At 65.1% G+C, this 15,593-nt stretch carries 9 protein-coding genes; all 9 read left to right on the top strand.

The window, feature by feature from the left end:
* The first annotated feature begins 48 nt into the window (after nt 1–48).
* Nucleotides 49–8,142, top strand: a complete 8,094-nt coding sequence (locus ACIGII_RS05065) for an amino acid adenylation domain-containing protein (RefSeq protein WP_399633796.1) — start codon at nt 49–51, stop codon at nt 8,140–8,142.
* Between the two features lie 104 nt (nt 8,143–8,246).
* A complete protein-coding gene (locus ACIGII_RS05060) occupies nt 8,247–8,573 on the top strand; it encodes a PadR family transcriptional regulator (RefSeq protein WP_399633797.1) in 327 nt (108 codons plus the stop codon).
* A gap of 1 nt (nt 8,574) precedes the next feature.
* The gene (locus ACIGII_RS05055) at nt 8,575–9,537 is read left to right on the top strand and encodes a hypothetical protein (protein WP_399633799.1); all 963 of its coding nucleotides are present in this window, start codon (nt 8,575–8,577) and stop codon (nt 9,535–9,537) included.
* A 42-nt stretch (nt 9,538–9,579) separates the two neighbouring features.
* Nucleotides 9,580–10,677 carry an efflux RND transporter periplasmic adaptor subunit gene (locus ACIGII_RS05050; RefSeq protein ID WP_399633801.1) on the top strand — a complete coding sequence of 366 codons (1,098 nt, stop codon included), beginning with the start codon at nt 9,580–9,582 and terminating at the stop codon, nt 10,675–10,677.
* 70 nt (nt 10,678–10,747) lie between these two features.
* Nucleotides 10,748–11,488: an ABC transporter ATP-binding protein gene (locus ACIGII_RS05045; RefSeq protein WP_399633802.1), complete on the top strand. Its 741-nt coding sequence runs from the start codon at nt 10,748–10,750 to the stop codon at nt 11,486–11,488.
* A 9-nt stretch (nt 11,489–11,497) separates the two neighbouring features.
* Nucleotides 11,498–12,658, top strand: a complete 1,161-nt coding sequence (locus tag ACIGII_RS05040; RefSeq protein ID WP_399633804.1) for an ABC transporter permease — start codon at nt 11,498–11,500, stop codon at nt 12,656–12,658.
* A gap of 10 nt (nt 12,659–12,668) precedes the next feature.
* Nucleotides 12,669–13,976: an ABC transporter permease gene (locus tag ACIGII_RS05035; RefSeq protein WP_399657430.1), complete on the top strand. Its 1,308-nt coding sequence runs from the start codon at nt 12,669–12,671 to the stop codon at nt 13,974–13,976.
* 46 nt (nt 13,977–14,022) lie between these two features.
* Nucleotides 14,023–14,718: a thioesterase II family protein gene (locus ACIGII_RS05030; protein WP_399633807.1), complete on the top strand. Its 696-nt coding sequence runs from the start codon at nt 14,023–14,025 to the stop codon at nt 14,716–14,718.
* A gap of 30 nt (nt 14,719–14,748) precedes the next feature.
* On the top strand, nt 14,749–15,588 hold the full coding sequence (locus ACIGII_RS05025) for an SDR family oxidoreductase (protein ID WP_399633809.1): 840 nt from the start codon (nt 14,749–14,751) through the stop codon (nt 15,586–15,588).
* Nucleotides 15,589–15,593: the final 5 nt, after the last annotated feature.

The raw sequence follows: 15,593 nt of genomic DNA, 5'->3' as shown, positions 1-15,593 counted from the left end.
GGAAAGTCGTTGCACTGCACATCGAACGGATCGAGAGAAACGCACTCCATGCACACTGTCGCGCTGAACCATCTCTCCAACGCCGAGCGGGAACGCCTTCTGATGCTGGCGCGCAGCAGGTTGACCCGCCAGGTCGCGACGGCGTCCAGCATCCAGCCAGCCGACCGTAGCCAACCGCTGCCGCTGTCGTGGGCGCAGCAGCGGCTGTGGTTCCTGGACCAGCTCGATCCCACCGCAGGTTCGGCCTATCACATGCCCTTGGCGCTACGCCTCAGTGGCCAGCTGGACAGGGCCGCTCTGCAGGCGACCTTGAATCGCGTGGTGGATCGGCATGAGAGCCTTCGCACCCGCTTTGTCAGCGTGGCAGGAACCCCGCGGCAGGTCATCGCCCCGGTCGGTACCGAAGTGGCCATGCGCGAAGAAGATCTGTCCGCCCTGGACGCGGCCCAACAGGCGTTGGTGGTGGCGGAACGCAGCGCCAGCGAAGCGGGCGACCGCTTCGATCTGTCCACCGGGCCGCTCATCCGCGGACGGCTGCTGCGGCTGGCGGAAGACGAGCACGTCCTGATGGTGACCCAGCACCACATCGTCTCGGACGGCTGGTCGATCGGAGTGATGGTGAAGGAGTTCGCCGCACTGTACGCTGCGTTCGCACAGGGCCAGCCGGACCCGTTGCCCGCATTGACCATCCAGTATCCGGATTACGCTGCATGGCAACGCCAGTGGCTGCAGGGAGAAGTGCGCCAAGCCCAGCTGGACTACTGGCGGCACACTCTGTCCGGGGCACCCACGTTGCTGGACATGCCCACCGACCGCCCGCGCCCGGCGGTACAGCGCTATACAGGCGATGTTGTCGAACGTCGGTTGGCGCTGCCCCTGGTGGAGGGCATACGTGCGTTGTCATCGCGGCATGGAACCACGTTGTTCATGACCGCATTGGCGACCTGGGCGGCAGTGCTGTCACGCCTCAGCGGCCAGAAAGACCTGGTGGTGGGCAGTCCGGTCGCCAACCGTCAGCGCACGGAAGTGGAGCCGCTGGTGGGGTTTTTCGTGAACACCCTGGCATTGCGCGTCCGGATGGAAGACGACCCGGACGTGGCCACGCTGCTGGCGCGGGTCAAGGCCACCACACTGGCTGCTTACGCACATCAGGACCTGCCGTTCGAACAGGTGGTGGAGGTCCTGCAGCCCGAACGCAGCCTTGCCCACAGCCCCGTGTTCCAGGTCATGCTGTCAATGAACAACACGCCGGGCGGCGGCCCGATGCGGTTGCCGGGATTGGCCCTGTCGAACGTGGAGACCGGAACGCCGGCCGCCAAGTTCGATCTGGCCCTGTCCCTTTCTGAAAGCCCCGACTCGCTGGTAGCCAGTCTCGTCTATGCGACCGATCTGTTCGACCGTCCGACCATTGAACGCATGCTTGATGGCTGGGAGATGCTGGTGGCCGGAATGGTCGCCGATGACACCCAACGTGTCAGCCGTGTGCCGTTGCTGTCGCCTTTGGCCCGCAAACGGGTACTGGGCTTCAGCGCGCCGGTTGCCTCTGCACTGCCGGTGGACCTGGTGCACGCCGGTTTCGAGGCACAGGCAGCGCAGAGGCCTCACGCCATCGCCGTTTCCTTCGAAGACCAGCAGCTGAGTTACGGTGCGCTCAACGCGCGTGCGAACGCGCTGGCCCATCGCCTGATCGCGCTGGGCGTGGGGCCGGATGACCGGGTCGCGATCTGCGTGGAGCGTGGGCTGGACATGCTGGTTGGCGTGCTGGCGATCCTCAAGGCCGGTGCCGGCTATGTTCCGCTGGACCCGGTCTATCCCGAAGAGCGTTTGGCCTACATGCTGCAGGACAGCGCGCCGATGGCGGTACTGACCCAGGCCGCCCTGCAGGCGTCGCTGCCGCTGCTGAGGGACCTGCAACGCCCGGTGCTGTTGCTGGATGCGTCGAGCCACGCGCGGGCAGGGGAGGAGACCGGCAACCCCGTCGTGCCCGGGTTGGGTACGCAGCACCTGGCGTATGTGATCTACACCTCCGGCTCCACTGGCCAGCCCAAGGGCGTGATGGTCGAACACGGCCATGTCAGCCGCCTGTTCACCGCCACCCAGGCGCAGTTCGGTTTCGACGAACGGGACGTATGGACGCTGTTCCACTCCTTCGCCTTCGATTTCTCGGTCTGGGAAATCTGGGGCGCGCTGCTGCATGGCGGGCGGCTGGTGGTAGTGCCGGCGCTGTGCACGCGCATGCCGCTGGAGTTCTACGACCTGCTGGTACGCGAACAGGTCACGGTGCTCAACCAGACCCCCAGTGCGTTCCGGGGGTTGATCGCAGCCCAGCAGCAGCGCAGCGACGCGCACCACCTGCGGGTGGTGGTGTTCGGCGGCGAAGCGCTGGAGCTGCCGATGCTGGTGCCGTGGTTCGAGCGCAATGACGGCGAGCGCACCCGGCTGGTCAACATGTACGGCATCACCGAGATCACCGTGCATGCCACCTACCGGCGTATCACCGAATCGGACGTGCGCGCCCCGCGCGGCAGCCCGATCGGGCAGGCCATTGCCGACCTGCAGCTTTACGTCCTGGATACGGCTGGCGAGCCGTCCCCGATCGGGGTGACCGGTGAGCTGTACGTGGGCGGAGCGGGGGTGGTTCGCGGCTATCTCCATCGTCCGGAGCTGACCGCGGCGCGGTTTTTGCAGGACCCGTTCCACGCCGGCGCCCGCCTGTATCGCACCGGCGATCTGGGCCGCTGGCTGCCCGACGGCAGCCTGGAGTACCTGGGGCGCAACGACTTCCAGGTGAAGATCCGTGGGTTCCGCATCGAACTGGGCGAAATCGAGGCGCGGCTGGCCGCCTGCGCGGGCGTGCGCGAGGCGGTGGTGATCGCACGCGAAGACAACCCAGGCGACAAGCGGCTGGTGGCGTATCTGGTCGCAACGCCGGAGCAGGTGCCGGACGCTGCCGCGCTGCGGCTGCAGCTGCAACAGGACCTGCCGGAATACATGCTGCCCAGCGCGTTTGTCCGGCTGGCCGCGCTGCCGCTCACCGCCAATGGCAAGCTGGACCGGCAGGCACTGCCGGCTCCGGACCACACAGCGGTGGCCACCCAGGCGTATCAGGCACCGGAGGGGGTAGTGGAGCAGGTCATCGCCACGATCTGGCAGGACCTGCTGGGCCTGGAGCAGGTGGGGCGGCACGACCATTTCTTCGCCTTGGGCGGTCACTCGCTGATGATCGTCAGCCTCGTCGAACGGCTGCACCGGCACGGTTTCCGCGTCGATGTGCGTACGGTGTTCCTGGCACCGGTGCTCAGTGCGCTGGCGGCGAAACTGGTCGAGCTGGGTACCGCGCCCGTACCCATCGCCATCGCCCCGAATCTGATACCCGACGATGGCACGCCGCTGCGGCCCGAACATCTGACGCTGGTGGATCTGGACCAGGCCGGGATCGACAGCATCATCGCCCGCGTGGCGGGCGGGCAGGCCAACATCCAGGACATCTATCCCCTGGCGGCCCTGCAGGCGGGCATCCTTTTCCATCACCTGCTCGATACCGAGGGCGACGCCTACCTGATCCGCATGGTCGCGACCTTCGACAGTCGCGATCGCCTCGACCGCTTCCTGCAGGCGCTGCAGCGCGTCATCGATCGTCACGACATCCTGCGCACGGCCGTGCACTGGCAGCGCCTGGACAGGCCGGTACAGGTGGTGCATCGCCGCGTTCGCCTGCCGATCCACGAGCTCGAGCTCCGGCAGGACGCGCCCGCGCTGCCGCAGCTTCTGGAGCGGACCGATCCACGACGGCTGCGCATGGACCTGCAGCGGGCACCGCTGCTGGCCGCGCACGTAGCGCGCGACACGGCGTCTGGCGAATGGATGCTGGCGCTGCTCAAGCACCACATCATCGATGACAACCAGTCGCTGCAACTGCTGCTGCGCGAGATCCGGCTCCTGCTGGAGGACAAGGGCGATCTGCTTCCGGCGCCGGTGCCCTACCGCAACTTCATCGCCCAGCTCCTGGCGGTTCCCGATGAGGTGCACGAGGCGTACTTCCGGCGTGAGCTCGGCGACATCACCGCGCCTACCGCGCCCTTCGGTGTGATCGACGTGCAGCGCAGCGGTAGCGAAGTAACCGACGCAGGGCTGCCGCTCGATCCCACGCTGTGCACGCGCCTGCGCGACAGCGCAAGACAGCACGGGGTCACCCCGGCCGCGCTGTTCCACGTGGCCTGGGCACGCGTGCTGTCAGCCTGCAGCAATACGCAGGACGTAGTGTTCGGCACAGTCCTGTCCGGGCGGCAACAGGCGGCCGAGGATGTAGAACAGGTCGTGGGCATTTTCATCAACACCTTGCCCATCCGCATCCCACTCGATGCAGGCAGCGCCGCCGACACTGTGCAGGCAACCCATCAGCGGCTGAGCGAGTTGCTTGCGCACGAACAGGCCGCACTCAGCCTGGTACAGCGATGCAGCGGGGTGCAGCTGCCGCTGCCCCTGTTCACCACCCTGCTCAATTACCGGCACACGCGTCCGCTCGCTGCAGGCAGCGCCGGGGAGGGCTGGCCCGGTATGCGCATGCTTGCCGGCGAAGGTCGCACCAACTATCCGGTGACGGTGTCTGTCGACGACCTTGGGCAGGGCTTCAGCATATCCGTGGAGTGCGTTTCCGGGATCGACCCGCGCACCATGGTCACCTGCCTGCACACGGCCCTGCATGCGCTGGTGGACGCGCTCGCGTCCGCAACGCAGCAACCGGTGTCCGCACTGCAGGTGCTGTCCCTGGCAGATCGCCACGCACTCATTGCTGGAATGAATCCAGTGGCGGCCGCGGGGTCCTCCAGCCGCTTTGTGCATGCGTTGTTCGAGGTGCAGGCGGCACGACGCCCCGATGCCACCGCGCTGCGCCATGCGACGGGGACAGTCCGATATGGAGAGCTCAATGCGCAGGCCAACCGCCTGGCGCACCACCTTCGTGGGCTTGGCGTCGGCGTCGGCCACCGGGTTGCAGTGAGCCTGGAGCGCGGGCCCGACTTTGTGTTGGCCGTGTTGGCCGTCCTGAAGGCAGGCGCCGCGTATGTGCCACTGGACCCGTCCTATCCTCCCGAGCGCCTGGCCCAGATGCTGCGGAGCAGCGAGCCCAAGGCGCTGCTGGTGGCGACCGAACGCCCGCCGTGGCTGGATGCGGCTGGGCCGCTTCCGGCTCTGGTCGACCTGCATGCGGATGCGTGGCATGCCTGCAGTGCGCTCGACATCGACCCATCGCGCATTGGGCTGATGCCCAACGACCTGGCCTATGTGATCCACACCTCTGGCTCGACCGGCCAGCCCAAGGGTGTGATGGTGGAGCACGCGGGTGTGGTCAACCAGATCACCGCCTTCGCAGACTATGTAGAACTGGCAGCAACAGATCGTGTACTGCAATTCGCTGCGCTGTCGTTTGATACCGCCGTGGAGGAAATCTTTGCAACCCTTGCGCACGGCGCGACGCTGGTGCTGCGTGACGATGCGTGGTTGGCAGGGGCGAACGTGTTCTGGTCCCGCTGCGCGGACGAGCAGATCAACATCGTTGACCTGCCCGCGCAGTTCTTCAGCCAGATTGCGTTGGAAGGCATACCCGTACCCGCCTGCGTCCGCAGCGTGGTCATCGGCGGAGAGGCCATCAGTGAAGCGGCGCTGCGTGCCTGGTTCGGGGGCGATGGGCACCGGCCGGTGCTGCTCAATACCTACGGGCCTACCGAGGCCACGGTAAGCGTGACGGCCCACGTTATGAGCGCCGCCAGTGGCAGCAGCCGAGTGCTGGGACGCCCGATCGCTAACACCCGCCTGTATGTTATGGACGCCCGGCAGCAGTTGGTACCGGCCGGGGCGGTGGGTGAACTGTACATCGGCGGTTGCCAGGTCGCGCGCGGCTATCAGGACCGGCCCGACCAGACCGCAGCGCGCTTCCTCCCCGATCCATTCCAGGCAGGGGGACGACTGTATGCCACGGGCGACCTGGTCCGCTGGAATGCCGACGGCACGCTGGAGTACCTTGGGCGCAACGATTTCCAGGTGAAGATCCGCGGGTTCCGGATCGAACCGGCCGAGGTCGAAACACGCATCGCCGAACTGGTCGGCGTGCAGGAAGCGCTGGTGGTCGCACAGCCGGCCGCCGACGGCGCGCTGCGGCTGGTGGGTTACTACACCGGAACGGCGGCGGTCAGCGACGTACGTGCGGCGCTGCAGCAAGCTCTCCCGTCGCACATGGTGCCTGCCGCGATGCTGCACGTGCCCGCCTGGCCGACCATGCCCAACGGCAAGATCGACCGCAGGGCGTTGCCACCAGTGGCCGACGAGAGTTTTGCGCGGGAACGTTTCGAAGCCCCGCAGGGAAGCACAGAGCACGCCGTGGCGCAGCTCTGGAGCGAAATGCTGCGGGTCAGCGGCGTAGGGCGGCATGACAGTTTCTTTGAACTGGGCGGTCACTCGCTGCTCGCGATCCGCATGATGTCCCAGCTGGGCAGCCGGCATGGCTGGGAGCTGTCCATCCGACAGGTTTTTGAAACCCCTACCGTGGCCGGATTGGCCGCTGCATTGACTGCGCAGTCGAACCCGCAGCACTCACCGCTGGTAGAGCTGAAAAAGGGCGCGGCAGGCGCAGGGTCAATCTACTGCATCCCGGGTGCCGGTGGACGTACGTCTGGCTTCGGCGAATTCGCCAGCGGCCTGTCAACCCCCCACGCGCTGTATGGCCTGCAACCGCGCGGCATGGACGATGACCAGGCAGCCGCCAATTGCGTGCAGGACATGGCCACCGACTACCTGCAGGCGATGGACGCGCATGCGGGAGGTGCCTGCGTGGCTTTGGTCGGGCATTCGCTGGGGGGCATGGTGGCCTTTGAGATCGCCCGGCGCATCGCCGCACGCGGCGGCGCCCGGCCTCACGTGCTCCTTCTGGATGCGCCGCCTCCCATCGGCACGGCCGCAGGCACGCCGCCTGACGACGTGGATGCGCTGCTGGCCTACGCCCAGGCCTTGTCGCCGATACCGTTGACGACAGATCCCAACGCGCTGCGCGCACTCCCACCACGACAGCGCGTGCGCCAATTGCTCCAGCGCCTGCATCGCGAGCCCGCCGACGTCGGCGACGCCGAACTGACGGTGACCCTGCGCATTGTCGGGGTGTACCTGGCGCACCTGCAGGCTGCCTACGCCTATCTGCCGGACGGTGGCTACGACGGCCCGGTCGTGTACATCGCTCCGCTGGGGTCATTGCATGAAGGCAGTAGTTGGGCGCACACCCGCTGGCAGGCGCTGCATACGGAGGCGCTGCCTCTGTATCTGGTGCAGGGCGATCACCAGTCGATGTTGAAGGCTCCTTTCGCCGCCCAGCTTGCGGCTGCGACCGTGCTGGGTCTACGTGATGCGCCGTCCGCACGCGCCCTGCAGTGCGTGGTGGAAGGTGGCCTGAACGGTCCCGTACAGGCCACGGTGTCGGCAATACGCGCGCATGCTGCGCGCGACCGCGGCTTCCGACGCTACCGCCAGCGCGATGGAATGGCCACATGGCTCGCCGCGCAACTGCAACGGCAGGAGGCAGTGTGCGTGATTGATATTGGAAGCGGCGAGGGGGCCGGCGCAAACGGGATATTGCCCGCCAGCGCAGATTGCGTGCGTTGGAATCTGCTGGACGCTTCCATCGGAGAAGACAGCCCCGGACCACCTCCGGTGATCGCGGCCGATATGGTGACCGCGCTGGGGCAGGGAATGGCATACCTGACCCCCGCAGCGCTCGAGGCGGCGCTGTTCCAAGTGCTGAACGTGCTGCGTCCGGGGGGCATGCTGGTGTGCGACCTGATCAACGCGGACGCGCTCAGTGCCGGCGTGCAGGCGGGGATCCGCGTAGCGCCTGCCGAGGCCGTTCAGGGCAGCGTTGCCGTATTCAGCGAGCGTGTGTCGAACGAACACCGGCAGTTGCGTCGCCTGCGCATGACCCTGGCCGGCGAGGTGGAGTCAAACCGCGAACTGGTGGCGCTGCAGGCTTACGACGCACGCGAAGCCTTCGAGCTGTTCCGACGGGTCGGGTTTGTCCGGGTCCGGGTCATGGATCTCGGCGGCAACGCATTCGATCCAGCGGCGCCTGCCTATGTTCTGATCGCCGAGCGCACGTCATGACGAAAAGCGTTGACGAACCGACATACTGTGCTATACACAGTATGCAGGCTGCGATATGAGGGTGGCATATCTCCAACACCGCGGGGATGCGGATGACCGATTCAGTGACCGAGCGCAAGGAAAAGCTGGTGCTGGAGCTGCGTCGGGGGGTGCTGGTGTTGAGCGTGCTGCTGGCCCTGCGCGAGGAGCGCTATGCCTATGGTCTGCGAAGGGAACTGGCAGAGACCGGGATCGATATCGAAGAAGGCACGCTTTACCCGCTGTTGCGTCGCATCGAGGAGCAGGGGTTGCTCGACAGCGATTGGCGTGATGCGGACGGTCGTCGTCGCAGGTACTACCGACTTTCAATGGAAGGAAAGAACGTGCTAGAAGTCATGAAGGGCGAGTGGGATCAACTGGCCGCGGCCGTAAACGCGTTGAAGGGGGCCTGAGATGGGGTTGCTGGACAACTACGTGGCGGCGGTAAAGCGCCATCTTCCGCTGCGCATGCGCGAAGACGTGGGCGATGAACTGCATTCCACTCTGGTGGACTCGATCGACGCGCTGGAGGAAGCAACCGGGCGACCGCTGGACCAGAACGAGGTTGCCGAACTGATCAAACGGCGCGGGCATCCGCTGTTGGTCGCCAGCGCCTACCGGGGCGACCGCGGGTTGGTCGGTGCGCAATTGTTCCCCATTTACCTTCGGGTTCTCAAGGTCGGTTTGGTCATTGCTGCCATTGGCGTATTGGCCGACTACGTGGTGGGCGATGGCGTCGTGCAGGCACGCGACCTGGCGCGGCTGGTCCACCGGTATTATCTGCCGGCGCTGAACGTGTTCGCATGGGTGACCATCGCCTTTTATCTGATGGACGCCTGGATGGCGCGCACCCAGTTCCTGCAACGGTGGAATCCGTTGAGCCTGCCGGGCGCGCTCGATGTGCAACGCTGGCAGGCGCCGCGAACCTTTTCCGCGCTGGTGCATATCGGTGCGCTGGTACTGGTCGTCAAGTTTGTGATCCACGGCGCGTTTCTGCAGGGCAGATTGATTGGCGCGCCGGTGCCGGTGATGGTCGAGTTGGCGCCAGATTTCAGACAGGTCTTTCCCTGGCTGGTGACCGCGCTGACCAGCGGCATCATCGTACTCACCGTCTGGGCGGTCGCCCGCGGGTACTGGGATCGGCTGACGCTATGCTTGTCGGCAGTTACCCGCATTGCCTTGGGAAGCGTGCTGTTCTGGATCGCCGGGCGCGGCGAGGCGTTCACAACCCAGCTGTTCACTGATAGCGTGCCGGTGGATGTGGACGCCATCGTTGTCGGCCTGCGGATCTTCCTGACCGTGGTCGCCACCGTGAGCATGCATGCCGGCGTCCGTCACCTGATGTGGTTGGTACAACCCGAACCAAAGGCGCCCTGAGTCGCCACTCCAGCGTTACCGCAATCATATGAGAAGGATTTCATGGATAAGTCGGATCTGATCGCGCAGCTACGTTTTGAACGAAATCCAGCGGGGGCTGCCCCTGTTCATGGCGTCAGGACCTCCACCCATTGGCTTCGCGTCGCCGGTGTCGGTGCGGTTGTGCTCGCGGGTGGGGTGATTGCGTTCCACCTGAAAGGTGAAACCACTGCCCATGCGGAGCCGCAGCCTGGTCCACGAACGTCCCAGCCGACGCGGGAGGTCCAGCCCATTGCGGCCACCAGGGCATCGGGCGACGTGCTTCTGCAGGCGACAGGCTACGTGGCGGCGCGGCGCGAAGCCACCGTGTCAGCGCAGATCACCGGCATGCTCATCGACGTGCTGGTGGAGGAGGGGGATCGGGTTGAACGCGGGCAGACCATCGCGCTGCTCGACAGCAAGGGGCATTCCGCGTCACTGAGAGCTGCCGAGGCGTCCGCCCTGGCGGCGAGCGCGGAAGCAGAGCAGGTCCGTGCGGAAGTGGAACAGGGAAGCAGGAAGGCGGCCCGCCAGGCGGAACTGCTTGAGAGCCAGTTGGTCTCGCGCGAAATGGCCGAACAGGCCCAGACAGAGCTGGTCACGGCGCAGGCACGACTGCGCGCCGCCGAGCGACGTGCGGAATCGGCACGCGCCGACCTGCAATCTGCCGATGTTGCCATCGGACACACCGAAATCAAGGCGCCGTTTGGGGGTGTTGTGATCCACAAGGCTGCCCAGGCAGGAGAGATCGTCTCACCACAATCCAACGGGGGTTTTACCCGCAGTGGCATCTGCACCATCGTCGACATGGAGTCCCTGGAAGTAGACGTGGATGTCAACGAAGCCTACATCGGTCTTGTTGCTCCCGACATGCCGGCAGAGGTTGTGCTCGATGCCTATCCAGACTGGCGCATTCCAGCCCATGTGGTGGCCATCGTACCCACCGCGGACCGCGGCAAGGCCACCGTGCGCGTGCGCGTGGGCTTTGCATTGAAGGATCCGCGCATTGTGCCGGACATGGGTGCCCGGGTGTCGTTCAAGAGCCGGCCCCAGGCCGACCAGGCAGCTCCCGCCGCAGCAATCGACAAAGCCCGATCTGTTTCAGCCGCAGGATGGGACTGACACCGCCGAGTCATTCCAGCAGTGGCGGGCTGCGGATCCCGCTCGCATCATCACAGAAGGACGTGCTCAGATGACAACACAACCGCTCGTGCAGTTGCAGGGAATCTCCAAAGCCTATACACGTGGGAAGCAGAAAGTGCAGGTGCTTGCGGGCATCGACCTGAGCATTGATCGCGGCGAGTTCCTCGCCCTGATGGGCCCCTCCGGCTCGGGCAAGACCACACTGCTGAATATGATCGGCGGATTGGACAGCCCGACATCGGGCAGCCTGCTGGTGGATGGCGTTGCCATTGACTCACTCAGCGCCAGCCAGCTCTCGCGGTGGCGCGCGGCTCATGTAGGCTTCGTGTTCCAGTTCTACAACCTGATGCCGATGTTGTCGGCACAGCGCAATGTCGAGTTGCCGTTGATGTTGACTCGATTGCCTCGCGCCCAGCAGCGTAAGAACGCAGCGGTGGCGCTGCAGGTGGTGGGGCTGGCCGACCGCGCCTCGCATAAGCCCACCGAGCTTTCCGGAGGCCAACAGCAGCGTGTGGCCATCGCACGTGCGATCGTGTCCGACCCGGATATTCTCATCTGCGACGAACCCACGGGCGATCTCGACCGTCAGTCCGCCGAGGATGTGCTTGGGCTGCTGCGCCAGCTCAATCGCGATCATGGCAAGACCATCATCATGGTCACCCACGACCCGCGCGCCGCAGAGTATGCCTCGCGAACGTTGCACCTGGACAAGGGTGCACTCGCGGTCGACGCGCCGGAGTACGGCGGCGCACCGGAGCCGCAGCGCATCGCTGACGCGGCATTGGCTTGAGGGGGCGCCATGACCTATCTGGACCTGATCTGGACGTCACTGTTCCGGCGCAAGGTGAGAACCATCTTCACCATCGTTTCGATTGCTGCCGCCTTCCTGCTGTTTGGTCTGCTCGATACGGTGCGGGTGGCGTTCTCCACGGGTGACAACGCCGACGGGGCGGGGCGGCTGATCACCACCTCGGCGATGTCCATGCAGCATCCATTGCCCATCACACTCAAACAGCGCATCGCCTCCCTTCCGGGTGTCCGCGATGTGGCTGCCGCCAACTGGTTCGGCGGCGTCTACCAGGACCCCAGAAACCAGGTCGTTACCGTCGCCGTGAGCCCGGAATACCTCGATGTCTATCCCGAAATCGTACTCGCACCCGAGCAGCGTGCCGATTTCGAGAAGACCCGCATCGGTGCGATCGTCGGAGTCGACCTTGCTCGCGAGCACGGCTGGAAGATCGGCGATCGTATTCCGATGCAGTCCACGTTGTTTGCCCCTCGCTCCGGCGAACGCGCCTGGCCGTTCGTCATTTCCGGCATCCATCACTCCAGGAACCCGGGGCAGGATTCGCTCAACAACATGTTCCTGTTCCATTGGGAATACTTCGACGAAATGAATGCAATCGGGCCGGATACCGCACACTGGTATGCGGTAAGGGTCGCAGACCCGACGCGCGCAGATGCCGTCGCGCGAGCCATTGATGACATGACCGCCAACTCGGACCACGAAACCAAGACCCAGACAGAACAGGCATTCCAAGCCGCATTCGTCAAGAAGATGATCAACATCGGATTGATCGTCACCTCGATCATGGGCGCGGTCTTCTTTACCTTGGTACTGCTTACCGGGAATGCCATGATGCAGGCCATCCGTCAGCGCACGTCGGAGCTGGCAGTGATGAAGACGCTGGGCTTCACCAATGCAAAGCTGCTGGGGATGGTGCTCGGCGAATCGGTACTGCTGCTGCTGATCGGCGGAAGCCTGGGCATGACCCTGGTGACACTCATCGCGCCGCGCATGGCCGCCGCCAGTCGCGGGCTGATGAGCCCGGAAGGCGTGGGCGCCCAGGCATGGATGAACGCGTTGCCGTTGATGCTGCTCATCGGTCTGCTCGTGGGCTTGCTGCCTGGCCTGCGCGCCATGCGCCTGAACATCATCGATGCGCTGGCACGGCGCTGAGGACTGCACAATGAAAATCATCATCATCAACGTGCTTCTGTTTCTGGTCGCTGCGGCGGGCGTGTATGCGCTCACCATGCTGCCGTTGGCCGTGATTGCCGCAGTGATCGTCTGTTTCGCCGCATGGATGGCGTTGACCGCCAGCGGCAGGACCGTCGCGTCGGTCACCCTGGTCGGCCTGAGTACACTGCGTGACCGGCTGGGCACGTCCTCGGTCATCATCCTCGGCATGGCGGGCGTGGTAGGCGTGTTCATTGCACTGCTGGCCATGGGCGAAGGCTTCCGCGCTACGCTGCAGGGCAGCGGCAGCGATGAAACCGCCATCGTGACCCGAAGCGGCGCCCTTGCCGAAACCTCATCGGTGCTGGTGCGCAGTGACGTGGACATCATCTCGCACATGCCGGGAGTCGCCCGCGACGCCAAGGGCGATGCGCTGGTGTCGGCCGAACTGACCGTGCCGGTAACCGCGCACTCGAAAGGTGAAGGAGAGCTCACCAACCTCGCGCTGCGGGGCGTCGATCCCGATGCCTGGCAGATGCGACCAAGAATGAAAATCGTCGAAGGACGCACGTTCACCCCGGGTCTGTACGAGCTGGTGGTTGGGCGAAGTGCTCGTGCACGGTTCGCCGGCCTGGAGCCGGGCCAGCAGGTACGGCTGGGCACGAACCTGTGGACCGTCGTCGGTGCTTTCGAGTCGGGCGACGCCTACGACTCCGAGCTCTGGGGCGACCGTCAGGCGGTCGCCGCCATATACCGGCGCGGCAGCAGCGTCTCGTCCGTGCAGGTCAAGTTGGACGGTCCGCAGGCGCTGAAGATGCTGCAGGATGCCTTGGCCAACGATCCGCGCGTGACGGTGGACGCGGTAACCACCCGCGAGTTCTTTGCCCGGCAGTCCAACAGCCTGTTCCAGCTCACCAAGATGATCGGCCTTGTGGTCGGTACCATCATGGGTATCGGAGCGCTGTTCGGCGCACTGAACTGCATGTTCGCCGCCGTCGAGCAGCGCGCACGCGAGATCGGAACATTGCGTGCCATTGGCTTCCAGGCAGGATCGGTTGTCATATCGGTGATGCTGGAAGCGATGTGGCTCGCGCTGATCGGGGGGGCAATCGGGGCAGGGCTGGCCTGGCTGATATTCAACGGCAAGACCATATCCACGCTCAGCGGATTCAGCGAGCTGGCATTCCAGTTCAAGGTGACCCCGGACTTGATGCTGTCCGGCCTGAGGTGGGCGTTGGCGATCGGCTTCATTGGCGGCCTGTTCCCCGCCGCCCGTGCTGCCACCATGCCGCTGGTCGCCGCGCTTCGCGAGGACTGAGCCGTTACCCGGCCCCACTTTCCATCGAATTGAAGGGTAAACCCACATGCACAGCCATCAGTTGCTCTGTCTTCCATTTGCAGGTGCAGGTGCTTCGGTCTTCGCCGACTGGAAGCCGTTGTCCCAGCGTCTCGACGTTCTGCCCGTGCAGTTGCCCGGAAGGGAAAAGCGCTTTACCGAGGCGTGTTACACCGATGTACACCAGGCCGTGGCCGGACTGGTGCCCGAGGTTGCCCCGCTGCTGGACCCCGAGCAGGACATCATTGTGTTCGGCCACAGCCTGGGTGCCGTGCTCGCCTATGAGTTTGCCCACGCTCTTGCCGCACAGCCCGGGCTGCGCGTCTCCGGTCTGGTAGTCAGCGGCTCGCCCGATCCCTGGTCGTCGCGCAGGGAACGCGCCACCGGCCTTGACGATGGCGACTTCCTTACCCGGGTAGCGGAGTTCGCTGGCTATTCCCATCCGGCCCTGACCGACCCGATGATGGCCGAGCTGCTGTTGCCGATGCTTCGCGCCGACGTGCAGATGCACGAGGACTACCAGCCACGCAGCGAGGAACCGCTGGATGTCCCTATCGTGATGGTGCGAGGCGACGCCGACAGCCTGATCAGTGACAGTCAAGTAGCGGGCTGGAGCAGGGCAACGCGCTCGCGCTCACAGGCGGCCACGCTGCCCGGCGGCCACATGTACCTGACCGAGCGCCCCGGCGAACTCCTTGCACTGATTGAACGCCAGCTGCTCTGATCGATACACCACGTTGCAGGGAGGTAACGAATGGGCAGCAATGAACAGAGACTTCGAGGGAAGGTGGCGGCAATAACCGGGGCCGCACGTGGCCTGGGGCGCGCCATGGCGCAGCACTTCGCTGCACAAGGCGCGGACCTGGTCCTGCTGGACGTAGCTGCGGATGTTCCAGGCGTGCCGTACCCCCTGGGTACACAGAGCCAGCTCGACCATACCGCCGAGCTGTGCAGAGAGGCCAATGTTTCCGTCCTCTCGGCGAGTGTGGACGTGCGCGATCGGGCGCAGATCGACAACGCCATTGGTCAGGCGACCCGACGCTTCGGCTGCATTGATATCCTGGTCAACAACGCCGGAATTGCCGCCCCCTCGGGCAAGATCGCCCACGAGATCACCGAGGACGAGTGGACGTTGATGATCGATGTCGATCTCAATGGCGCCTGGCGCCTGATTCAGGCGGTGGGCCCGCTGATGGTGGAGCGACGTACCGGCAGCATCATCAACATCGCCTCGACCGCGGGCTGCGTGGGCTACCGGAACTTCGCCGGCTATGTGGCCGCCAAGCACGGCATCATCGGTTTGACCAAGGCTGTCGCGCTCGATTACGCCCCCTACAAGGTGCGCGTCAACGCCATCTGTCCCGGCTCCGTACACGATGCACCGCGCGTGGAGGGCAGGATGCTGTCCGAAATTGCCCGCTCGCTCGACGTGCCCATTGCGGAGCATGAGGCGGTGTTCGTCCAGGCGCAACCGATGAACGCCCTGGTTGAACCCGAGGATGTCGCATGGGCCGCTGTCTGGCTGGCTTCCGACGAGTCTGTCCGGGTCACTGGAAGCAGTGTCATCGTAGACGGTGGATTCTCGATCCGCTGATCCTG

The sequence above is a fragment of the Stenotrophomonas sp. NPDC077420 genome (assembly GCF_044543385.1).
Taxonomy (GTDB): domain Bacteria; phylum Pseudomonadota; class Gammaproteobacteria; order Xanthomonadales; family Xanthomonadaceae; genus Stenotrophomonas.
This window is presented reverse-complemented; position numbering and strand designations above follow the sequence as displayed.

What these genes read in the sequence shown, in the direction of transcription:
- ACIGII_RS05030 (WP_399633807.1), top strand. Translation starts at nt 14,023, where the DNA reads ATGCACAGCCATCAGTTGCTCTGTCTTCCATTTGCAGGTGCAGGTGCT.
- ACIGII_RS05065 (WP_399633796.1), top strand. Translation starts at nt 49, where the DNA reads ATGCACACTGTCGCGCTGAACCATCTCTCCAACGCCGAGCGGGAACGC.
- ACIGII_RS05035 (WP_399657430.1), top strand. Translation starts at nt 12,669, where the DNA reads ATGAAAATCATCATCATCAACGTGCTTCTGTTTCTGGTCGCTGCGGCG.
- ACIGII_RS05045 (WP_399633802.1), top strand. Translation starts at nt 10,748, where the DNA reads ATGACAACACAACCGCTCGTGCAGTTGCAGGGAATCTCCAAAGCCTAT.
- ACIGII_RS05055 (WP_399633799.1), top strand. Translation starts at nt 8,575, where the DNA reads ATGGGGTTGCTGGACAACTACGTGGCGGCGGTAAAGCGCCATCTTCCG.
- ACIGII_RS05040 (WP_399633804.1), top strand. Translation starts at nt 11,498, where the DNA reads ATGACCTATCTGGACCTGATCTGGACGTCACTGTTCCGGCGCAAGGTG.
- ACIGII_RS05025 (WP_399633809.1), top strand. Translation starts at nt 14,749, where the DNA reads ATGGGCAGCAATGAACAGAGACTTCGAGGGAAGGTGGCGGCAATAACC.
- ACIGII_RS05050 (WP_399633801.1), top strand. Translation starts at nt 9,580, where the DNA reads ATGGATAAGTCGGATCTGATCGCGCAGCTACGTTTTGAACGAAATCCA.